This is a genomic window from Caballeronia sp. AZ7_KS35 (genome assembly GCF_023631045.1).
In the GTDB taxonomy this organism is placed as follows: domain Bacteria; phylum Pseudomonadota; class Gammaproteobacteria; order Burkholderiales; family Burkholderiaceae; genus Caballeronia; species Caballeronia zhejiangensis.
In genome coordinates, this window is the sequence record NZ_JALQDV010000008.1 from 15,851 (window position 1) to 36,549 (window position 20,699).

The window sequence follows — 20,699 nt, forward strand, 5'->3', positions numbered from 1 at the left end:
AAGCGACTGTATGCGCTGGCCGCTTCAGGGGCGGGTTTCGACCGTCCACTTGCCGTCACGTTCGACGAGCACGCGATCGAACGCGAATTCGTCAAGATCGTGTTCATGGCCGGGCAGCGCCTGGATCACCACTTCGCCCGCGTCGCGGAGCGCGAGAATCGCCGCGCGCAGCGGCTCGTCGTGCTTCCACGGTGCGAGGATCGCGCTACCGCGCGCGTCGACCGGGGAAATGCGCGCCACTTCGCGCAGATCGAGCGAAAAGCCCGTCGCGGGCCGCGCACGGCCGTAGGCCAGACCGACGTCGTCGTACCGGCCGCCGCGCGCGACCGCGTTCGGCACGCCATCGACGTAAGCCGAGAACATCACGCCGCTGTGATACGCATAACCGCGCAAGTCCGCGAGATCGATCATCAGTTCCGCGCCTTCGACTTGCCCCGCGAGAAACGCGAGATCGTCGAGCGCGCGCGCGATCACCGGCAGATTCGGCAGACGGCCACGCGCGATCTGCAGCACCGACGCATCGCCGTACAGCGACGGCAGCGCGCGCAGCGCCTCGCGCGGTACCTGTCCGAGATGCGCGGTCAGTTCGTGGAGGCGCGGCACGTCCTTGCTCGCGAGCGCGTCGTAGAGCGCCTCGCCGAGCGACGCCGCGGCCGGCTCGAGTTCCAGCAACGCGGCAAGCACACCCGCGTGACACAGATCGAGACGCACTTTCGTCAGACCTGCGAGATGCAGCGAGTCGAGCATCAATTGCTGGATCTCGAGATCCGCTTCCAGTCCTGCGTGACCGTAGATTTCCGCGCCGATCTGAATCTGCTCGCGCGTGGCGTGCAGCCCGCGCGGACGCGTATGCAGCACGACGCCCGCGTAGCACAGACGCGTCACGCCCTGACGATTCAGCAGATGCGCGTCGATGCGCGACACCTGCGGCGTGATGTCCGCGCGCAGGCCGAGCGTGCGCCCGGACAGCTGATCGACGAGCTTGAAGGTGCGCAGATTCAGGTCGCTTCCGCCGCTCGTCAGCAGCGATTCGAGATACTCGAGCATCGGCGGCATGACGAGTTCGTAGCCGTAGGACCGGAAACGGTCGAGCAGACGGCGGCGCAACTCTTCGATCTTGCGGGCTTCCGACGGCAGAACGTCGGCGATATTCTCGGGAAGTAACCAGGTGGACATCGATGCGATTCCTACGGGACGCGAGGCTCGACGCTTCGTGCGTGGCGCTCGTCGGTCAGGGACGAAAAGATAGAAACAAGATAGGCGAAACGGTGCGATGCTGCCGGGCGCGGCTCACGTCGCGATCAGGAGCAGTATCAGGCCGAGCACCATGGCGACCAGCCCGCCGATGCGGATGTGGTGCGTCGGCCGCTCCGCGATGCGGCGAAAAGTGTCGCGCCACGCGGTCGGAAAAACGAAGGGAAACATACCTTCGATGATCAGCATCAACGCAAGAGCGAGCAGTAACGTCTCGGCCATGTCCAAGGGATTTTTATAGGCCACGCAGCCAGCACAGGCTGGCCGCGCGGCGCGCGCACGGGATCAGCGCTTCACCGTGGCCGGGGCCGGCGTGTCAGCCGCACCGCCGGTCGGGCTCTTCATGAAGCGGAAGAAGTCGCTGCTCGGATCGACGACGATGACGTCGCCCGGCTTGAACGTCTTCTTATACGCTTCGAGGCTCTGATAGAACTGGTAGAACTGCGGATCGCGTCCGTACGCATCGGCCGCTATGGCCGCCGCCTTGCTGTCTCCTTCGCCCTTGATCGACTGCGCCTGGCTGTACGCGTCGGCGAGAATCGCCTGCTGCGTGCGCTCGGCGTCGGCCTTGATCTTGTCCGCCTCCGCCGTGCCCTTCGCGCGCTCGTTCGCCGCCGCCTGCTGGCGCGCCGCGATCATGCGCTTGTAGACCGCATCCGCTACGGCCGGCGGGAAGTCGATGCGCGTCATCTGCAAATCGACCATTTGCACGCCGAATGCCGCGGCCGCGCCTTCCACGCTCTTCTGCGCGTCGGTTTCGATGGCCTGCTGATTGCCGAGCGCGTCCGTCAGCGAGCGCTTCGCGAAGCCGCTCGCGAGCGCGGTGCGCGTGAGCGCGGTGATGCGTTCCTCGGCCGTCTGCGTGTTCTTCTCGTTGCTTTCGAAGAGCTTCAAGGGATCGGCGACGCGATACTTGATCACCGTGTTCACCAGCACTTCGTTCTTGTCCGATGTCGAGAAACGATCGGCGCCGGATTCGTCGATGGTGAGCGTACGCGTGTCGATGAGCGTGAGCGTCTGGAACGGCGGCGGCAGCTTGAAATGCAGCCCCGGGCCTTCGAGACGCGGATTGCCTTCGCCATGCGCGGCGACGACGGCGGCATGCCGTTCGTCGACGGTGAAGATCATCGACGATCCGATGAACAGCACGATCACGACAGCGACGATGAGCGCAAAAATTCGATTCATGTCGCGCTCCTTATTGCAGGTCGTCTTGACGACTGCGGGAGCGGAACGCATCGCGCGAACGCAGCGGATCGCCGCCGGCATTGGCGCTCGCGCCGCTGGCCGCGCTGGCCGGCGCAACCGCGGCCGGCGCCGATGCGCTCGCCGCGCCCTGCGCGCGCGCCTGAGGCGCTTCGGACGCGCCCGACGCCACCGCGCCGCTGGCGGCATCCGCCGATTCCTTCACCTGCTGTCGATTGGCTTCGACGAGCTTGTCGAGCGGCAGATACACCACGTTATTGCCGGCCTTGCTATCGACGAACACCTTCGTCGTGCGCGAGTAGATCTGCTGCATCGTGTCCAGGTACATGCGTTGACGAATGACCGCGGGCGCCTTCGAATATTCCGCGTACACCTCTTTGAAGCGCTCCGCGTCGCCCTGCGCCTGCGTGACTTCGCGATTGCTGTACGCCCTCGCCTCGTCGATCAGCTTGGCGGCATCGGCCTTCGCGCGCGGCAACAATTGATCCGCGTAGGCTTGCGCCGTATCGCGGGCGCGCTCGTTGTCCTGACGCACGCGCGCCGCTTCCTCGAACGCCGACTGCACCTGTTGCGGCACCTGCACGCTTTGCACGGCGACGCCCGTCACTTGCAGACCGGTGCGATAGGTATCGAGCGAGCGCTGGATCGTTTCGATGAGGCGCGCGCGGAGGGCTTCGCGATCCTTGTAGAGCATGTCGTCCGTCGAAAGACTGCCGGCGATCTCGCGGATCGCCGACTGCGCCGCTTGCGTGACGCTGTCGTCGGCGTTGATGCTGCGGAACAGGAAATCGGTGGGCGACTTGATCTGGTATTGAACGGCGAAGCGCACGTCGACGATATCCGCGTCGTTCGTCAGCAGCGACGCGTCGCGCACGTTGCCTTGGGAGAGCGCGGTGCCGCGCCCGACTTCGACGGAGCGGATCTGCGACGTATCGACGATTTCGCTCGACTGGAACGGATACGGCAGACGCCAGTGGATGCCTTGCGCGACCGTCTGACGATATTGTCCGAACTGGGAGACGACGCCGACATGGCCGTCCTGCACGACGAACACACCGCTGCCGAGATAGATGGCGATAAGCACGCCGATAACGATGCCGAGCCCGATCTTCGTGCCGCGGCCATTCTCGCGCGGCGCGCCGTTGCCGGGCTTCCGGCCGAACACGCCCGCGATGCGGCGGTTGAATTCGCGCCACATCTCGTCGAGATCGGGCGGACCTTCGTCCTTGCCGTTCGGACGCTTGCCGTCCTGCGGACGCTTCGAGTCGTTCTTCACGCCATTGCCGTCGCCCCGCCCCCAGCGCGGATCGTTGATCGAAAAGACGGCAGGCTCAGCTTGCCGGTTAGTCCGCTCTTTGTAGTCGTTCACTCGGTGATTCACCATTAGACAGCCGGGGTCGACGCCGGGTCGATGCAATTCCGAAGGCACTCAGTGTCCGTGCTCGGGAACCTTTTGATTGTCACGCTCGACGGCCGGCCGATGGTCATCCGGCTGCGCGTTCGTGTCGTGTATGGCGTTTGACCCGGACTGCGTGGATTGCGTTGCTTCGGACGCCTCGTGCGGCCCCGGAAATTCGGCGAGCACGCTGGGTAGGCCCGCATCGGTTTCTTCGGATTCCGCCGTGGCTATTTCGGCGATGGCAGCGCGCAGCGCATCGAGCCCCTGACCCGTGCGTGCGCTCAAGAAAACGCGCGAAATATTACCATACTCGTCCCTTTCAACCGCTTCGCCACGGGCCGCGAGCTCGGGCACCGCATCGATCTTGTTGAAGACGAGAATCTGTCGAATGTTGTCCGCGCCGATGCCGCGCAACACCTCGTTCACCTGATCGATCTGATCGAGGCGCACCGCGCTCGATGCATCGACGACGTGCAGCAGCACGTCCGCATGAATGGTTTCTTCGAGCGTGGCGCGGAATGCGGCGACCAGTTGGTGCGGCAATTCGCGGATGAACCCGACGGTATCCGACACGACGACATGGCCCGCTTCCTCGCCGAGGAACACGCGGCGCGAAGTCGTATCGAGGGTGGCGAAGAGCTGGTCCGCCGCGTACGCCTGCGCTTTCGTGAGCGCGTTGAACAAGGTGGACTTGCCCGCGTTCGTATAGCCGACGAGCGACACGGACATCGTGCGATTGCGCGCGCGCTGACGTCGCTGCGTGCCGTGCTGGCGGCGCAGTTTCTCGAGACGCGACTTGAGCGCCTTGATGCGCTCGCCGATCAGACGCCGGTCGGTTTCGAGCTGCGTTTCGCCCGGACCGCGCAGGCCGATACCGCCCTTCTGCCGTTCGAGGTGAGTCCACGCGCGAATGAGGCGCGTCGACAGATATTGCAGTTGCGCGAGTTCGACCTGCAGCTTGCCTTCGTGACTGCGGGCGCGCTGCGCGAAGATATCGAGAATGAGGCTCGTGCGATCGACCACGCGGCGATTCAGCGCGACTTCGAGATTGCGCTGCTGCGCGGGCGCGAGCGCGTGATTGAAGATGACGAGCTCGACGTCGTTCGCTTCGCACTGCAGACGCAGTTCCTCGACCTTGCCGCTGCCGATGAACATCTTGGCATCGGGACTCTGACGGCGGCCGGTGAGCGTGACGGCGGGATGGGCGCCCGCACTTTGTGCGAGCAGACTGAGTTCTTCGAGACTGGCTTCGAAATCGATCTTGCCGAAGTCGATGCCGACGAGCGCTGCGTTAATCAAATTAATATGTTTAAGTATTTGAAGCGACCGGCGAGTTGCTTAATGTTCGCATTAGAAGTGGCAATTTCGCGCCGGCCGCGACGAGGTTTAGGACGGTTCAGCGTCCGGGTGGAAGTTCACCGGGCGAGCGGGCACGACCGTCGAAATGGCGTGCTTATAGACCATCTGGGTGACCGTATTTCGGAGCAACACGACGTACTGGTCGAACGATTCAATGTTCCCTTGGAGCTTGATGCCGTTGACCAGATAGATCGAGACCGGCACGTGCTCTTTACGCAGTGCGTTCAAAAACGGGTCTTGTAACAATTGCCCTTTGTTGCTCATAGCAAACTCCGTGTTTTTTTGCAGGTTGGAAGTATTGTGGACGAAGAAAAAGAGATCCACCGACAATCGCTACACTATAGCTGATTTTCGCTGTTTTACGTTTCAGTAGCCGGATCGGCCAAATGGCCAGCGGCACCGAAGCGTAAGGCTTCACGCGGCCCTTACTCCTTGTCCGCGTAAGGGTTTCGACTCGATCGAAACTCTATGCGAAGTGGAGTGCCGGCGAGCCCAAAAGTTTCGCGAAAGCGCCCTTCCAGATATCGCTTGTACGTGTCCGTGATCGCGTCGAGCGCGTTGCCGTGCACGACGATGATCGGCGGATTTTGCCCGCCCTGATGCGCGTAGCGCAGCTTCGGACGCACCGGGCCACGCCGGCGCGGCTGCTGGAATTCCACCGCCTCGATGAGCGCGCGCGTCAGCTTCGGCGTCGGCAGCTTGGCCATCGCGGCGGCGTAGGCGTCGTCGACCGATTTCATCAACGCGCCGATGCCCGTCTTCTCCAGCGCCGAAACGTAGTGGAATTTAGCAAAGTCCAAAAACTTGAGCTTGCGCGTCAGGTCCGACTTCGTGCGCTCACGCACATGCGAATCGAGACCGTCCCACTTGTTCACGCCCACCACCAGCGCACGGCCCTGCTCGACCACGAAACCGGCGATATGCGCGTCCTGTTCCGAGATGTCCTGCTGCGCATCGAGGAGGAGAATGACGACGTTGGCATCCGCGATCGACTGCAGCGTCTTCACGACCGAAAACTTTTCGATCGCTTCGAACACCTTGCCGCGCCGACGCAGGCCGGCCGTGTCGATCAATGTGTATTTGCGGCCTTGTCGCTCGAAATCAACATAAATCGAATCGCGCGTGGTGCCCGGCATGTCGAACGCGATCACCCGCTCTTCGCCGATCAGCGTGTTCACGAGCGTCGACTTGCCGACGTTCGGACGCCCGACGATCGCAATCTTGACGCCATGTTTCGCCTTCTCGTCTTCCGACTCTTCCGGCTGATCCTTGTACGCGATATCCAGCGCGTCGTTGATCATTTCGACGACGCCGTCGCCGTGCGCCGCCGAGATCGCGCGCGGATCGCCGAGACCGAGCTCGTAGAAGTCCGCCGCGACCGCCGAGTACTTCATGCCTTCGGCCTTGTTGACGACGAGAAAGAGCGGCCGGCCCGTCTTGCGCAGATAGTCGGCGATCGCCTTGTCCTGCGGCGCGAGCCCATTGCGTCCATCGACGATGAACACGACGATATCGGCCTCTTCCACCGCCTGGCGCGTCTGCCGCGCCATCTCGTGCAGAATGCCGTCCTTCGCCACCGGCTCAAAGCCGCCCGTGTCCACCACGAGATACGGGCGTTCGCCGCCCACACGGCCTTCGCCGTAATGACGGTCGCGCGTCAGGCCCGGCAAATCCGCGACGAGCGCGTCGCGCGAGCGCGTCAGCCGGTTGAAAAGAGTCGATTTCCCAACATTGGGGCGCCCGACGAGGGCAATCACGGGTTTCATCTGATTTTGTTCAAGGTTGAACGCAAGGCGAACGCGGAACGGGCGGTACAACCGTCTCGTTGCGTTCCGCTACGCCGCGCAATGGCTGCGCTTGTCGAAAATTAGCATGGATTCGGCCTGCCGCACGCGAGGCGCGCTGGTCGGCCGGATCGTCGGCGGTCGTTCGCCGGTTCCGCCTCGTTCGAGGCTCTTCTTGCACGACGCCTTCGCGCGTCGCGCTTCGTTCTTGCGACCCTGCTTTTGCATGCGGGTTTTATCGCGATGCGCGCATGACGCAGCGCTTCTTTCTCGTGCGGCTCGCCGTGGCGAGCCTGCCGCGCCGCGCAACATCGACGGCGCGCTTGCTATTCAGACCGCGAGCAAGCCTGACTCGCTCGCGGTCCGGCTGCGATCAGTTGCTCGGACGGAAACCGTAGAGATCGCCGTCATGCGTCTGCACGACGAGCGTGTTGCCCGCCATCACGGGCGCAGCGGTGATCGCGCTGCCATCGGTCGGCGCGCGGCCGATCAGTTCGCCGTTTTCCACGTTCAGGAAGTGCACGAAGCCCTTGTAATCGCCCACGACGACCGCGCGGCCGAGAATGTACGGCACGCTGACACTGCGGTTCTTCAGCACGTCCGTCTTCCAGAGCGGCGTGCCATCCGACGCGCGGAACGCATTGACGACCGACCAGTCGTCGCCGGCGGCCACGATCTGCTCGTCCTGAGCCAGGCCGCTGTCGCTCGAAAAGTTCTTTTCCCAAACCGGGCGGCCCGAATTTGCATCGAAGCAGCCGATACGGCCCTGGAACGTCACCGCGCAAGTCTGCGCGCCGACGAGTCCCGGCGCGCCGGTCACGTCGTTGATGCGCTCGACTTCGGTCACGCCCTTCGGATACGACACCGGCGCTTGCCAGAAGGCATCGCCCGATTGCAGGTTGATCGCCGCGAACGTGCCGCCGGGGAAGCCCGCCAGCACAGCCTGATTGGCCGCGAACGTCATGCCGGCCGCGACGCGCAGATTCAGTGGCACCGCGCGCAACTGGAAGATCCACTTCTGCTCGCCGGTCTGCGCGTTGAACGCGATGACCTTGCCGTCGATCGTACGCACGATCACGAGATCGTTGCCGACCAGCGGCGGCGAAACGATCTCGCCCGGCGCGGTTGCTGTCCACAGCAGCTTGCCGTCGGGGCCGAGCACGTCGACCTGCCCCTTCAGACCGCCCACGGCCGTGAGATTGCCGTCGCTGCCGACGCCCGCGGACAGATCGTCCTTCAGTTTGACGCGCCAGACGTCCTGACCGGTCTTCGCGTCGATTTTAGCGACGGAGCCGTTCGCGCCCGCGGCATAAACGTAATCGCCGACCGCGACCGGCGAGAACAGATAACGGCCAGCCTTGCCGACGCTTGCCTTCCACGCCTGGTTGACGTTCAGCACCGGCTTGAACTCCGCGAGCGGTACCGGCACGCGGCGTTCATCCTTGGTCGACGAGCAAGCGGTCAACAAGACGGTCATCGCGCAAGCGAGCGGCACGGCGTAGCGTTTCAAAAATGTCATCGGTGGACGCAACATGAATTGGTGAATTGGGTTGATCGGCGCTGCCCGCCGCGTCGCTTCATGGCGACACCGTGGCGGGCGGCTTGATTGACTGATGGCAGGGATCGAAGACGAACCGATTGGAAACCAGCCGGATCAGCCGCCGAGCGCGTCGAGCTTGAACTGAATCAGCTGACGGGCGGACGTGTCGTTCTCGGGCAGCGCCGTCAGCGCGACCTTGTAGGCCGCGCGCGCGTCGTCGCGTTTGCCTTGAGCTGCGAGCAGGTCGCCACGGCGGTCCGCGATCACGCCTTTGAACGCTTCGAGAGGCTGCTCGGCGAGCAGTTTCAGGCCCGCGTCGTAGTTCTTCTCGTCGAGCAGCACGAGCGCCAGACGCAGCTTCGCGATCTGCTTGTACTCTTCGTCCTTCGCATGGTCGATGGCCCATTGCAGTTGCGCCTTCGCGCCAGCCGTGTTGCCCGCCATGTAGAGCGATTTCGCGGCCGCGAGCGCGGTCATCTGCGCGTAGCCGGTGCCGCCGAACTTGTCTTCCATGTCCGTCGCGACGCGCTGGACCAACGCCTGATTGTTTCCGTCCACTGCCTGCTGCAGATGGTCGTAAAGCACCGACGCCTCGGCGGCCTGACGGCGCTGCCAGAAATTCCATCCGTTGTACCCGGCCGCAATGACGAGCGCCACGAGCACAACCCACGTCGTGGTGTTACCCCATTTGGCCCACCAGGCCTTTACGCTTTCAAGTGATTCTTGTTCGTCGTGATAGCTCATCGTCCAGCTATTCCTTCCTGCGTTTCAATTCCCTCAACGAGTTCCGCGCACGATGCCGGATCGCCCCGATCAGGCCCACGCGCGCGGCAATGCGCCTGAATCTCAGGCACCCTCGTCATCGGCGGTTGCAACCATCGCATTGATTAGGTATTCGGTCAAGTCTTCCGCCCGAACGTTCACTTGCTCGTTCTTTTGTCCGCCAGACGTTTCGTCGATCGAGCGGCGCAGCGGCTTGACGCCGATCATACCTTGCGCGAGTTCGTCCTCTCCGAGCACTACGGCGAACGCCGCGCCGCTCGCGTCGGCCTTTTTCATCTGCGACTTGAAGCTCGCGGACGCGCCGTCCGGGCTGCAATGCAGAATGACGTCGAGACCCGTGTCGCGCAGCCGCTCGGCGACGATGAACGCCTGCTCCGCCGCCGCTTCGCCCTGATGCACGACATAGACGTCCGTGCCTTCGGCTTCCGGTATGAGCTGCTCTTCCTTCAGCAATTCTAGGATGCGCTCGACGCCCATGGCCCAGCCGCACGCGGCCGTCGGCTTGCCGCCGAGCTGTTCGATCAGCGGATCATAGCGACCGCCGCCCGCGACCGTGCCCTGCGCGCCGAGCTTGTCGGTGACCCACTCGAACACGGTCAGGTTGTAGTAGTCGAGACCGCGCACGAGACGCGGGTTGATCGTAAAGGGAATGTTGTTCGCCTTCAAAAGACGCTGCACGCCCTCGAAGTGCTTGCGCGATGCGTCGCCGAGAAAGTCGACGAGCTTCGGTGCGTTCTGCGCGATCTCCTGCATCGCCGGATTCTTCGTGTCGAGCACGCGCAGCGGGTTCGTGTAGAGCCGGCGCTTCGCTTCCTCGTCGAGGGAATCGACGTGTTTTTCCAGATACGCGATCAGTTCCTTGCGATGCGCCGCGCGCTCTTCGGCCTGACCGAGCGAATTCAGTTCGAGGCGGATGCCGGTGAGTCCGAGGTCGTCCCACAGACGCTGGCACATCATGATGATTTCGGCGTCGGTGTCCGGCCCGGCGAAGCCGAGCGCCTCCACGCCGACCTGATGGAACTGGCGATAACGCCCGCGCTGCGGACGCTCATGACGGAACATCGGACCGACGTACCACAGACGCTTCGGGCCGTCGTACAACAGGTTGTGCTCGATGGTCGCGCGCACGACCGCCGCGGTGTTCTCCGGGCGCATCGTCAGATGCTCGCCGTTGAGCGCGTCGGTGAAGCTGTACATCTCCTTCTCGACGATGTCGGTCACTTCGCCGATGCCGCGCGTGAACAACTGCGTGTGCTCGACGATCGGCGTGCGGATGTTCTGATAGCCGTATGCGCGCAGCATCGACTTGACGGTGGTTTCGAAGAAATCCCACAACGCGGCATCCTGCGGGAGGATGTCGTTCATGCCCTTCACGCCGCTCAGTTTCTCGAGCCGTTTCTTCTGTTCAGTCATCTGTCTTTAGAGTGATGCCGCGGACGTCTCGACGCGCTGCCCATAGGTACGCTCGACATAGTCGCTGACGATTTGCTGGAATTCCTCGGCGATGCGCTCGCCGCGCAGCGTCTTCACCTTCACGCCGTCGATGAACACGGGCGCCGCCGGATTCTCGCCCGAACCCGGCAAGCTGATGCCGATATTGGCGTGCTTCGATTCGCCCGGCCCGTTGACGATGCAGCCCATCACCGCGACGTGCATCTTCTCGACGCCGGGGTACTGATCGCGCCACGTGGGCATCGAGTTGCGCAAGTAGCTTTGAATCTGCGACGCCAACTCCTGGAACAGCGTGCTCGTCGTGCGGCCGCAGCCGGGACACGCGATGACCATCGGCGTGAAGGAGCGCAGGCCCATCGTCTGCAGGATTTCCTGGCCGACGACGACTTCGCCGGTGCGCGCGCCGCCCGGTTCCGGCGTGAGCGAAATGCGAATGGTGTCGCCGATGCCTTCCTGCAGCAGCACCGAAAGCGCCGCCGTCGATGCAACGATGCCCTTGGAGCCCATGCCCGCTTCGGTCAGGCCGAGATGGAGCGCGAAGCTGCAACGCTTCGCGAGTTCGCGATACACGGCGATCAGATCCTGCACGCCGCTGACCTTGCACGACAGGATGATCTTGTCGCGGCCGAGACCCAGTTCGACGGCGCGCTCCGCCGAGCCGACCGCGGATTGAATCAGAGCCTCGTACATCACGCTTTGCAGTTCCCACGGATTCGAACGCGCGGCGTTTTCGTCCATCATGCGCGCGAGCAGATCCTGATCGAGACTGCCCCAGTTCACGCCGATACGCACCGGCTTGTCGTATTTGATCGCGGCTTCGATCATCTGCGCGAATTGCGTGTCGCGCTTCGCGCCCTGGCCGACGTTGCCCGGATTGATCCGGTATTTCGACAGCGTCTCGGCGCACGCGGGATGATCGCGCAGCAGCAGATGGCCGTTGTAGTGGAAATCGCCGACGAGCGGCACCGTCACGCCCATGCGATCGAGTTGCTCGCGGATATGCGGCACGGCCGCCGCCGCTTCCGGCGTATTCACCGTAATGCGGACGAGCTCGGAGCCCGCCTGCGCCAGTTCCTTGATCTGGATGGCCGTGCCAATCGCGTCCGCCGTGTCGGTGTTGGTCATCGACTGCACGCGCACCGGCGAATCGCCGCCGATCGTCACGAGCTGGCCACCCCAGCGCACGTCGACGGCATGCGATGACCGGCGCGTCAACGGACCGCCGAAGACCGGCTCGGTCGAACAAATCTTGCTGTTGATCAGGGATTGAGCTTCGGATTGCATCGAAAAACCCTTTGGCAACCTTGCCGCCGATACGGCGCCGGTCGCGTGTGTGGAACCTCAAACGGGCGTCACGGCTTGCACCGTGACGCCCTCGACTTGTCCGCCGCGCTGGACAGATCGATCTCGCAAGCTCAAGGCAGCGAGAGACGCGCGACGTTTCCGCGTGCGGACGAATAGCGTTTGGCGTCGACGGGCTCGTCATCGACCGACAGCGACTCGACGCCCTTCACGTTGCCGACGGTCACCTTGAACGGCGCCTCGCCTTCCACGCGCTGGGTGTTGCCCGCGCGCACGAGTCCGGAATACAGTTCCTTGCCGTCCTTGCCGCGCACGCTGAACCAGCTATCTTCCTTCACTTTCAATTCGATCGCGCTCGAACCGCTGCCCGCGACGGCCGGAGCCGACGCCGCCATCGCAACAGCCGAAGCCGCCTTCGCGGCCGATGCGGGCGCCGCCGCAGCCGGCGCGCTCGCGCCCTGCACCGCGGACAGCGTCGACGACGAAGCCGGCAGCGCATTCGTGCCGAGCGGACGCGGCATCGGCTGCTCGCCGGGGCCGGCCGCCACTTCGGGCAGCGACGCTTCGCCGGTGTTGGCGGCCGCGGCCTCGTCGGGCGTCGGCGCGGATGTCGTGCCCGACGCTTCGTTCGATGCCGAAGCAGGCGCGGACGTCGACGACAGACCGATGCCCGTCGTCGCCTTGAGGCGCGCGAGCCAGTTGTTCGAATCGCCGCCGGTGTGCCACATCACGAGCACGGCCAGCACGACGATGATCGCGAGCACGCCCCACATCCACGAGCGCTTTCGGCCCGACGAATTGCCGAGCGGCACCGACACGCGTCCGCGCGGCAGACCCGCGCCCGCCGACGCCGGCACCTTCAGATTCTGCGCGATGTCATCGCCGCTGCGCCGGAACGCCTGCGTGAACGGCGCCGGATCGGCGCCGAGAATCTTCGCGTAACTGCGCACGATGCCCGCCGCGAACGTGCGATCGGGCAACTGGCTGATATCGCCCGCTTCGAGCGCGAGCAGTTTCGGCGGCGACACCTTGAGACGCGCGGAAACGTCGTCGATCGACCATGCTTTCGCCTGGCGAAGTTGCGCGAGACGCGCGCCGACCGCCTGTATCGAGTCCAGATTCCCCGCCTGGCTCGCATTCGATGCCGCCCTTTCCGCGTCGCCCAGGCCGTCGTACTGACTGCCGGACCGGTTGTTGCCGGAATGACTGCCGAAAGGCGTCGGGTGCTGCGGCTCACTCATGCCAAATTCCTCGCATCGATTCTTCCATATAGCGCTGTTGCGTCGTTCGGTTCCAAAAACCCCGTGCACGATACAACCGCAGCGCCATTGCAGACCGCTTTATAACAAAATGTTCGGCTTTTAGCGCCGCATCCAGACGCTTGCTGCGCCCTCCGCTGCGGCTTTTTTCGATGCGGACGCCCGGTCAGACCGCCCGCACCTCGATCGTCTTGCTGCCTGCACGGCCCATGCGTTCGGCAAGACGCGTGCGGTCCTGCACCGCGCCCGCGAGTTGACCGCACGCAGCGTCGATATCGTCGCCGCGCGTCTTGCGCACGGTCGTTACGACGCCCGCATCGATCAACACGTGCGCGAACCGCTTGATCTGCTCGTTCTTCGAGCGCGTCAACCCCGACTCCGGAAACGGATTGAACGGGATCAGATTGAACTTGCACGGCACGTCGCGCGTCACGGCAAGCAATTCGCGCGCGTGCGCTTCGGTGTCGTTGACGCCGTCGAGCATGCAATATTCGAACGTGATGAAGTCGCGCGGCGCGACCTTCAGATAACGCTGACACGCGGCCATCAATTCGCGCAGCGGGTACTTCTTGTTCAGCGGGACCAGCATGTCGCGCAGCGGATCGTTCGGCGCGTGCAGCGATACCGCGAGCGCCACCGGCAGGTCGGCCGCGAGGCGGTCCATCATCGGCACGACGCCGGAGGTCGACAAGGTCACGCGACGGCGCGACAAGCCATAGGCGTTGTCGTCGAGCATCAGGCGCATGGCCGGCACGACGGCGTCGTAATTGAGCATCGGCTCGCCCATGCCCATCATCACGACGTTCGTGACGACGCGCTCGCCCTTGCCCGGCCCGCCGACTTCGCGCCCGAGCGACTTGCGCAGCGCGAACTCCGCCATGCGCAACTGGCCGATGATCTCGCCCGTCGTCAGGTTTCGGGAAAAGCCCTGCTTGCCGGTGGAACAGAACCGGCAGTTCACCGCGCAACCCGCCTGCGACGACACGCACAGCGTGCCGCGCGTCTCTTCGGGGATGAACACGGTTTCGACCGCGTTGCCGTTGCCGACGTCGACCAGCCATTTGCGGGTGCCGTCGGCGGAAACGTGGTCGCTGATGATGTCGGGCATCGCCATGTTGGCGCGGCCCTTGAGTTTTTCGCGCAGCGATTTCGCGAGATCCGTCATGCCGTCGAAGTCTTCGGCACCATATTGGTGGATCCAGCGCTGCAATTGCTTGGCGCGAAACGGCTTTTCGCCCAGGCTCGCGCAGTACGCGGTGAGCCCGGCGGCGTCGAGATCGAGGAGATTGACGGTGGTGCTGCTCGTCATGTCAAGTTCTGCCATTTCAGATTGCGAAGCCCGGCATCTTCCCGGGACCGTTCGCGCCAATTTCTGCTTCTTTTCGTACCGCTTTTATTGCGTCGAGGCGCGATGCCCGCGATGACCGAACAGCCATCGCGGCTTTCAACGCGAAAATTAACGCGAGTAGACGTTCACTTGCGGGAAGAAGAACGCAACTTCTTGCGCTGCCGTTTCCGGCGCGTCCGAACCGTGAACCGCGTTCGCGTCGATGCTGTCGGCGAAGTCGGCGCGGATCGTGCCCTTGTCCGCCTTCTTCGGGTCGGTCGCGCCCATCAGGTCGCGATTCTTCAGGATGGCGTTCTCGCCTTCCAAGACTTGAATCATCACCGGACCCGAGATCATGAATTCGACCAGATCCTTGAAGAACGGACGTGCGGCGTGCACGGCGTAGAACTTCTCGGCGTCGGCGCGCGACAGATGAACCATGCGCGACGCAATGATCTTCAGACCTGCGTTCTCGAAACGGCTGTAGATCTGGCCGATAACGTTCTTTGCCACTGCGTCCGGCTTGATAATCGACAGGGTGCGCTCGATCGCCATAAAAACTCCAAAAAATGAACGGTTTACGGATTAAAACGAATCGACAATTGTAGCACGAAGCAAGGTATGATTGCGATTGAAACCTTACGGCATCGTAAGGATCAAACCCTGCGAGGACTTGGCTGTCCGGACGGCCGAACTGACCTTCGGGCTATTGAATTCGGCGCGCGCCGGGGCCATATTGAAACAAAACGCTGCATTGCAACCGGAAGCACGCAGCGCGGCGCGGGCACCAAGCGGTTCTAATATTGGCTTAAGTCCGCGCACCTTATCATTCGTATATGACGAAGTCGCGGGAAGACCGAACGACAGACAATTGGAGCAAGGAGAAACCATGAACGAATCACCCTACAGCTTTGGCCGTAATGGCAGCGTCACCTCGGTCGAGGTGCGCAACCGCGTGCTGCGCAACACCTACTGGCTGCTCGCGCTCTCGATGGTGCCGACGGTGCTCGGCGCATGGGTCGGCGTCGCGACGGGCTTCTCGCTGTTCGCGGCTACCAGCCCGGCAATGAGCTTCATCGCGTTCCTCGCGATCGCGTTCGGCTTCATGTTCGCCATCGAGAAAACCAAGAACAGCGGCATGGGCGTGGTCGTCCTGCTCGGCTTCACGTTCTTCATGGGCCTGATGCTCTCGCGTCTCCTGAGCTTCATCCTCGGGTTCTCGAACGGACCGCAACTGATCATGATGGCCTTCGGTGGCACGGGCGTGATCTTCGCGGCCATGGCGACCATCGCGACCGTCAGCAAGCGCGATTTCTCGGGCCTCGGCAAGTTCCTGTTCATGGGCGTGATCGTCATTCTGCTGGCGGCGTTCGCGAACATCTTCCTGCAGTTGCCCGCGCTGATGATGACGATCTCCGTGCTCGCCATCGTGATCTTCTCGGCGTACATGCTGTTCGACGTGCAGCGCGTGGTGAACGGCGGCGAGACGAACTACATCAGCGCGACGCTCGCGATCTATCTCGACCTGTATAACGTGTTCACGAACCTGCTGGCGCTGCTCGGCATCTTCGGCGGCAACCGCAACTAAGCGCGCCAAACGCGGCAGAAACGAAAAACCGGCCTTCGGGCCGGTTTTTTTGTGCCTGCGAAGCGCCGCAGCCGGATCAGTCGCGCTCGAACAACGCAATCGATTCGACGTGCGACGTGTGCGGGAACATGTTCACGACGCCCGCGCCCTTCATCCGATAACCCGCTTCGTGCACGAGCAGGCCGGCGTCGCGCGCGAGCGTCGCCGGATTGCACGACACATAGACGATGCGCTCGGGCAACGGTCCATCGCCGCTCTGGGCGATGTCCGCGAGCGCCTTCGACACGGCGAGCGCGCCTTCGCGCGGCGGATCGATGAGAAACTTGTCGAAGCGGCCAAGCGCGCGCAGGTCGTCGGCGGTCACTTCGAAGAGATTTCGGCACGCGAACGACGTGTGGCCATCGACGCCATTCGCCTTCGCGTTCTCCAACGCGCGGGCCGTCAGCGCTTCGCTGCCTTCGATCCCGACAACCTCACGCGACACCCGCGCGAGCGGCAGCGTGAAATTGCCGATGCCGCAGAAAAGGTCGAGCACGCGATCGGACTTCTCCGGAGCAAGCAGGCTGAGCGCCCGGCTCACCAGCACGCGATTGATCTGGTGATTCACCTGCGTGAAGTCGGTCGGCTTGAACGGCATGCGGATATCGAATTCCGGCAGCGTGTAAGCGAGCTCGCTATCGAGCGGATAGAACTGATAAACCGTGTCCGGTCCTTTGGGCTGGAGCCACCATTGGACGCCGTGCTCATCGGCGAAAGTGCGCAGCAGCCCTTCGTCGGCTTCGGTCAGCGGCTCCAGAATGCGCAGCACGAGCGCCGTGACGTCCGATCCGACCGCGAGCTCGATCTGCGGCATGCGATCGCGAATCGACAGGCCCGCCACCAGATGGCGCAGCGGCACGAGCATCGCGGAAACATGCGGCGGCAGCACTTCGCAGCTCGTCATGTCGGCGACGTAACTGCTCTTGCGCTCGTGAAAGCCGACCAGCACGCCACCCTTCTTTTCGACGTGCCGCACGGTCAGGCGCGCGCGATATCGATATCCCCACGACGGCCCGTGAATCGGCCGGAACATGGTTTCGGCGCGCAGTTTGGACAGATGTTGCAGGTTGTCTTCGAGCACGCGCTGCTTCACGGCGATTTGCGCGCGAACATCTAGATGCTGCATCGAGCAGCCGCCGCAAATGCCGAAAAACTGGCACTTCGGCTTCGCGCGAATCACGCTCTCGCGCAGCACGCTCACCACTTGCGCCTGCTCGAAGCTCGGCTTTTTGCGGTAGCTCGAATAGCTGACACGTTCGCCCGGCAACGCGCCTTCGACGAAGATGACCTTGCCCGGCTCTCCGTTTTCGTTGACCGTGCGACCGACGCCGCGCGCTTCCATGTCGAGCGACTCGATTTCGATTTCGGGCGCGACGAAGTTCGGATCGGGCGTGACGGATTTCGCCGGCGCGGCGCGGCGGCGATGCTGGGTTTTTCGAGCGGCTTCGGACACCTGCGTACTTCCTGACTTATCGTGGGGCAAAGGCGAGATTGTAGACGAACGTCACGCTCTCATTCGACGAACGCCGCCAGATACTCCGCCCAGTGCGGCGAAGTCTCCTGCGCGAGCGCATTCTTGACGAAGTTGATTTCGTCGGCGTACTCGTCGGGCGTGAAGCCGCCGCGCATCATCTGAAAACGACAGTACATCAGATACGTGTTGACGACATCGGTCTCGCAATAGTTACGGATTTCGTCGATATGGCCGTCGCAATACGCTTCCCAGACCTTGCCGCCGTCCATGCCGAGCTTGCCGGGAAAGCCGCATAGCTTCGCGAGCGCATCGAGCGGCGCATTGGCGCGCGCCTGATACATCGCGAGCACGTCCATCAGGTCGATGTGCCGCATGTGATAGCGGCTGATGTAGTTGTTGAACTTGAACTCGCGGTCGTCCTGACCGAGATCCCAGTAGCGCGGCGCGGCGATGCCGTGCACGAGCGCGCGGTAGTGGAGCACGGGCAGATCGAAGCCGCCGCCGTTCCACGACACGAGCTGAGGCGTGTATTTCTCGATCACGCGATAGAACGACTGGATGAGCGCGGCCTCGCCGTCGGCCGTCGTGCCGAGCGAGCGCACGCGAAAGCCGTTGTTGTCGCGAAACACGCACGAAATCGCCGCGACACGCTGCAGATGATGCGGCAAGAAATCATTGCCGACGCGCTCGCGGCGCGCTTCGAACGCATGTTCGGCGACCTCGCGGTCGGAGAGATCGTCGGGCAAATCTTCGAGACGGCGAATGCCGTCGACATCGGGGATTGTCTCGATGTCGAAAACGAGAATCGGTGTCATTGAATCCTGGAGCGCGACGCCCCAAGCCGAAGGGCGTCGCCGAAGCGTTAAAGCACGGCGTCCTTGCGAACGCCGTTGGATGCGAAAAAGCGCTTGAGACGCACGAGCGCCTCTTGCTGGATCTGGCGCACACGCTCGCGCGTGAGGCCCATTTCGTCGGCGAGTTCTTCGAGCGTCGCGGGCTCGATGTGGTTCAGCCCGAAACGCCGTTCGATCACATGCCGGTGTTTGTCGGACAGACGCGAGAGCCACAGTCGCGTGAGCGATTCGAGTTCGCGATGCTGCACTTCCGCGTCCGGCGACTGGCTCTGATCGTCGGAAAGGAGATCGAGCAGGCTGCTGCCCGGATCGAGGTCGAGCGGCGCGTCGAGCGAAGCCGTGTGTTCGTTGAGCGCGAGGATATCGGTGACTTCCTCGGGCGTCTTGCCGGTGAGATACGCAATATCGTCGATGCTCGCGTCGCGGCGTTCGGGCGCAACGCTGTCATTCGAATTGGCGGAATTTTTTTCCAGATGGCGCTTCGCGCGCAGCACCTGGTTCAACTCGCGGATGACGTGAACCGGCAGACGCACCGTGCGCGCCTGGTTCATGATCGCGCGCTCGATGCTCTGGCGGATCCACCAAGTGGCATAGGTCGAAAACCGGAAACCGCGCGTCGGATCGAATTTCTCGATTGCGTGCATGAGGCCGAGATTGCCTTCCTCGATCAGGTCGAGCAACGGCACGCCGCGATTGAGATATCCCTTCGCGATACTGACGACGAGCCGCAGATTGCGCTCGATCATCACCTGGCGCGCGTCGAATTCGCCGGCTTTCGCGAGTCGCGAATAGCGCTGCTCTTCCTCGACGGTCAGGAGCGGCTTCACGCTGATGCGGTTCAGGTAATGCTGGATCGTGTCGGCGGTGAGCTCGGCCTGCAAAAGCGAGCGGAAATCGTCGGCGTCGGGCGCGGAATCGTTTGCGCCTTCCGCTGCTTCGTCGCTGCTTTTTCCGCGGCTGTTGCCTTCTTCGTCCGAATCGACGTCGACATCGACATTGTCGATGTCCTCGTCTTGAGTCGAAGCACCGTCTTCCACCGACACTTGCAAAGGTCGGCTGATCGTCTCAGTCTCGGCTTGCGGCAGGCGGCGCTTCGTTTTTGGCATGATGGTTTCGCTTTATTGCGGCGGCAAATACTTCAGTGGGTCAACAGGTTTTCCCTGCCGGCGAACTTCGAAATGCAACATCACGCGGTCCGAATCGCTGTTCCCCATCTCAGCGATCTTCTGCCCTTTAGTTACCGCGTCTCCCTCTTTTACCATCAAAGCACGGTTATGTGCGTACGCTGTCAGAAAAGTTGCGTCGTGTTTGATGATAATGAGATTGCCGTAGCCGCGCAGCCCATTTCCGGAGTAAACCACTCGGCCATCCGCCGACGCGTTGACCGGATCTCCCGCCGCACCGCCAATGTTCAAACCTTTGTTGCTCGCTTCGTTGAATGTGCCGAGAATCGGACCGCGCGCCGGCCAGATGAACGCCGGCTGGGCCGCTGGCGCCGCCGCGTTCGCATCCGCGCCCGGCACGCCAGGCGCCGATGCCATGCCCGCCGCCGCGCCGGCCGTTCCCGGCGCCGCGCCCATACCCGAGTTGGCGCCGTAATACGGCGGCTGCGCGGTCGCACCCGGCTGCGGGCTCGCGTACGCGTTCGCGCCATTCAACGGCTGCGTCTGCACGCCGCCGCCCACGATCGGCGCGGTCGCCACACCGGGCGTCGCCGCCGCGACATTCGCGCCCGGAGGCGCCACGCGCATCAGCTGGCCGACTTCGATCTGGTTCGGGTTGGTCAGGTTGTTCCACGCTGCGATGTCGTGATAATTCTGACCGTTTTCCAGTGCGATCCGATATAGGGTGTCGCCCGGCTTCACACGGTAATAGCCCGGCGGCGGCGGGCCGTTGTCCGGCGTCTGCGCTGCCGTCGTGCCGATGGGCGCGCCCGTTCTGTCGACGACCGGCGCCATGTCCATGCGCGTCGAACACGCCGCCAGCGCGGACAACGCCAGCACGCACACGCCGCGCTGCGCCGCGCTTAAGGCTTGGTCCGCACTTCCTTCTCGCAAAGCACGCAGGATACTCATCGGT

The 20,699-nt window shown here is 63.3% G+C and carries 19 protein-coding genes; 1 reads left to right on the forward strand and 18 read right to left on the reverse strand.

Translation table 11 applies throughout. The features are described from left to right. Positions 1–24: 24 nt before the first annotated feature. The 14 genes from NCT05_RS09475 to ndk all read right to left on the reverse strand — a co-directional run bounded on the left by NCT05_RS09475 (position 25) and on the right by ndk (position 15,220). Positions 25–1,176 carry an ATP phosphoribosyltransferase regulatory subunit gene (locus NCT05_RS09475; protein ID WP_008349394.1) on the reverse strand — a complete coding sequence of 384 codons (1,152 nt, stop codon included), beginning with the start codon at positions 1,174–1,176 and terminating at the stop codon, positions 25–27. 114 nt (positions 1,177–1,290) lie between these two features. Continuing rightward, entirely contained in the window at positions 1,291–1,482 is a 192-nt protein-coding gene (locus tag NCT05_RS09480; protein ID WP_033536382.1) for a DUF2065 domain-containing protein, read from the reverse strand. A 57-nt stretch (positions 1,483–1,539) separates the two neighbouring features. Then, complete coding sequence (gene hflC, locus NCT05_RS09485) at positions 1,540–2,442, reverse strand: protease modulator HflC (RefSeq protein ID WP_008349390.1); 903 nt, start codon at positions 2,440–2,442, stop codon at positions 1,540–1,542. Positions 2,443–2,452: 10 nt separating this feature from the next. After that, positions 2,453–3,829 (reverse strand): FtsH protease activity modulator HflK, encoded by a 1,377-nt coding sequence (gene hflK, locus NCT05_RS09490; protein ID WP_008349387.1) that lies wholly within the window; start codon positions 3,827–3,829, stop codon positions 2,453–2,455. A 60-nt stretch (positions 3,830–3,889) separates the two neighbouring features. Then, positions 3,890–5,158 carry a GTPase HflX gene (gene hflX, locus NCT05_RS09495; protein ID WP_008349385.1) on the reverse strand — a complete coding sequence of 423 codons (1,269 nt, stop codon included), beginning with the start codon at positions 5,156–5,158 and terminating at the stop codon, positions 3,890–3,892. 87 nt (positions 5,159–5,245) lie between these two features. Further along, complete coding sequence (gene hfq / locus NCT05_RS09500) at positions 5,246–5,482, reverse strand: RNA chaperone Hfq (protein ID WP_008349383.1); 237 nt, start codon at positions 5,480–5,482, stop codon at positions 5,246–5,248. A 161-nt stretch (positions 5,483–5,643) separates the two neighbouring features. Next, a complete protein-coding gene (der, locus tag NCT05_RS09505) occupies positions 5,644–6,984 on the reverse strand; it encodes a ribosome biogenesis GTPase Der (RefSeq protein ID WP_008349381.1) in 1,341 nt (446 codons plus the stop codon). 391 nt (positions 6,985–7,375) lie between these two features. After that, on the reverse strand, positions 7,376–8,521 hold the full coding sequence (gene bamB / locus NCT05_RS09510) for an outer membrane protein assembly factor BamB (RefSeq protein ID WP_008349379.1): 1,146 nt from the start codon (positions 8,519–8,521) through the stop codon (positions 7,376–7,378). Positions 8,522–8,656: 135 nt separating this feature from the next. Beyond that, on the reverse strand, positions 8,657–9,286 hold the full coding sequence (locus tag NCT05_RS09515; RefSeq protein ID WP_008349377.1) for a tetratricopeptide repeat protein: 630 nt from the start codon (positions 9,284–9,286) through the stop codon (positions 8,657–8,659). A 102-nt stretch (positions 9,287–9,388) separates the two neighbouring features. After that, entirely contained in the window at positions 9,389–10,738 is a 1,350-nt protein-coding gene (hisS, locus tag NCT05_RS09520) for a histidine--tRNA ligase (RefSeq protein ID WP_250502181.1), read from the reverse strand. Positions 10,739–10,744: 6 nt separating this feature from the next. Further along, complete coding sequence (gene ispG / locus NCT05_RS09525; RefSeq protein ID WP_008349373.1) at positions 10,745–12,061, reverse strand: flavodoxin-dependent (E)-4-hydroxy-3-methylbut-2-enyl-diphosphate synthase; 1,317 nt, start codon at positions 12,059–12,061, stop codon at positions 10,745–10,747. A gap of 131 nt (positions 12,062–12,192) precedes the next feature. Further along, positions 12,193–13,320 (reverse strand): helix-turn-helix domain-containing protein, encoded by a 1,128-nt coding sequence (locus NCT05_RS09530; protein ID WP_250439828.1) that lies wholly within the window; start codon positions 13,318–13,320, stop codon positions 12,193–12,195. 184 nt (positions 13,321–13,504) lie between these two features. Continuing rightward, positions 13,505–14,647, reverse strand: a complete 1,143-nt coding sequence (rlmN, locus tag NCT05_RS09535) for a dual-specificity RNA methyltransferase RlmN (RefSeq protein WP_250502182.1) — start codon at positions 14,645–14,647, stop codon at positions 13,505–13,507. A gap of 147 nt (positions 14,648–14,794) precedes the next feature. Next, the gene (gene ndk / locus NCT05_RS09540) at positions 14,795–15,220 is read right to left on the reverse strand and encodes a nucleoside-diphosphate kinase (RefSeq protein WP_008349368.1); all 426 of its coding nucleotides are present in this window, start codon (positions 15,218–15,220) and stop codon (positions 14,795–14,797) included. A 334-nt stretch (positions 15,221–15,554) separates the two neighbouring features. On the opposite strand from ndk, the gene NCT05_RS09545 reads away from it, so the two are divergent. Continuing rightward, positions 15,555–16,253, forward strand: a complete 699-nt coding sequence (locus NCT05_RS09545; RefSeq protein WP_008349366.1) for a Bax inhibitor-1/YccA family protein — start codon at positions 15,555–15,557, stop codon at positions 16,251–16,253. Positions 16,254–16,329: 76 nt separating this feature from the next. Here NCT05_RS09545 and rlmD read toward each other — a convergent pair whose 3' ends face one another. Genes rlmD through NCT05_RS09565 form a run of 4 tightly spaced genes read right to left on the reverse strand, consistent with a single transcriptional unit; the run spans position 16,330 to position 20,695 of the window. Beyond that, positions 16,330–17,784: a 23S rRNA (uracil(1939)-C(5))-methyltransferase RlmD gene (gene rlmD / locus NCT05_RS09550; protein ID WP_502801783.1), complete on the reverse strand. Its 1,455-nt coding sequence runs from the start codon at positions 17,782–17,784 to the stop codon at positions 16,330–16,332. Between the two features lie 20 nt (positions 17,785–17,804). Further along, positions 17,805–18,581 (reverse strand): 3'-5' exonuclease, encoded by a 777-nt coding sequence (locus NCT05_RS09555; protein ID WP_008349363.1) that lies wholly within the window; start codon positions 18,579–18,581, stop codon positions 17,805–17,807. A 47-nt stretch (positions 18,582–18,628) separates the two neighbouring features. Beyond that, entirely contained in the window at positions 18,629–19,726 is a 1,098-nt protein-coding gene (gene rpoS / locus NCT05_RS09560) for an RNA polymerase sigma factor RpoS (protein ID WP_008349362.1), read from the reverse strand. 12 nt (positions 19,727–19,738) lie between these two features. Then, a complete protein-coding gene (locus NCT05_RS09565) occupies positions 19,739–20,695 on the reverse strand; it encodes a peptidoglycan DD-metalloendopeptidase family protein (RefSeq protein WP_034473731.1) in 957 nt (318 codons plus the stop codon). Positions 20,696–20,699 lie beyond the last annotated feature (4 nt).

Excerpts from the sequence above, each read along its gene's own strand:
- NCT05_RS09475 (WP_008349394.1), bottom strand. The coding sequence starts at position 1,176 with ATGTCCACCTGGTTACTTCCCGAGAATATCGCCGACGTTCTGCCGTCG.
- hflC (WP_008349390.1), bottom strand. The coding sequence starts at position 2,442 with ATGAATCGAATTTTTGCGCTCATCGTCGCTGTCGTGATCGTGCTGTTC.
- hfq (WP_008349383.1), bottom strand. The coding sequence starts at position 5,482 with ATGAGCAACAAAGGGCAATTGTTACAAGACCCGTTTTTGAACGCACTG.
- der (WP_008349381.1), bottom strand. The coding sequence starts at position 6,984 with ATGAAACCCGTGATTGCCCTCGTCGGGCGCCCCAATGTTGGGAAATCG.
- bamB (WP_008349379.1), bottom strand. The coding sequence starts at position 8,521 with ATGACATTTTTGAAACGCTACGCCGTGCCGCTCGCTTGCGCGATGACC.
- NCT05_RS09515 (WP_008349377.1), bottom strand. The coding sequence starts at position 9,286 with ATGAGCTATCACGACGAACAAGAATCACTTGAAAGCGTAAAGGCCTGG.
- hisS (WP_250502181.1), bottom strand. The coding sequence starts at position 10,738 with ATGACTGAACAGAAGAAACGGCTCGAGAAACTGAGCGGCGTGAAGGGC.
- ispG (WP_008349373.1), bottom strand. The coding sequence starts at position 12,061 with ATGCAATCCGAAGCTCAATCCCTGATCAACAGCAAGATTTGTTCGACC.
- NCT05_RS09530 (WP_250439828.1), bottom strand. The coding sequence starts at position 13,320 with ATGAGTGAGCCGCAGCACCCGACGCCTTTCGGCAGTCATTCCGGCAAC.
- rlmN (WP_250502182.1), bottom strand. The coding sequence starts at position 14,647 with ATGACGAGCAGCACCACCGTCAATCTCCTCGATCTCGACGCCGCCGGG.
- ndk (WP_008349368.1), bottom strand. The coding sequence starts at position 15,220 with ATGGCGATCGAGCGCACCCTGTCGATTATCAAGCCGGACGCAGTGGCA.
- NCT05_RS09545 (WP_008349366.1), top strand. The coding sequence starts at position 15,555 with ATGAACGAATCACCCTACAGCTTTGGCCGTAATGGCAGCGTCACCTCG.
- NCT05_RS09555 (WP_008349363.1), bottom strand. The coding sequence starts at position 18,581 with ATGACACCGATTCTCGTTTTCGACATCGAGACAATCCCCGATGTCGAC.
- rpoS (WP_008349362.1), bottom strand. The coding sequence starts at position 19,726 with ATGCCAAAAACGAAGCGCCGCCTGCCGCAAGCCGAGACTGAGACGATC.
- NCT05_RS09565 (WP_034473731.1), bottom strand. The coding sequence starts at position 20,695 with ATGAGTATCCTGCGTGCTTTGCGAGAAGGAAGTGCGGACCAAGCCTTA.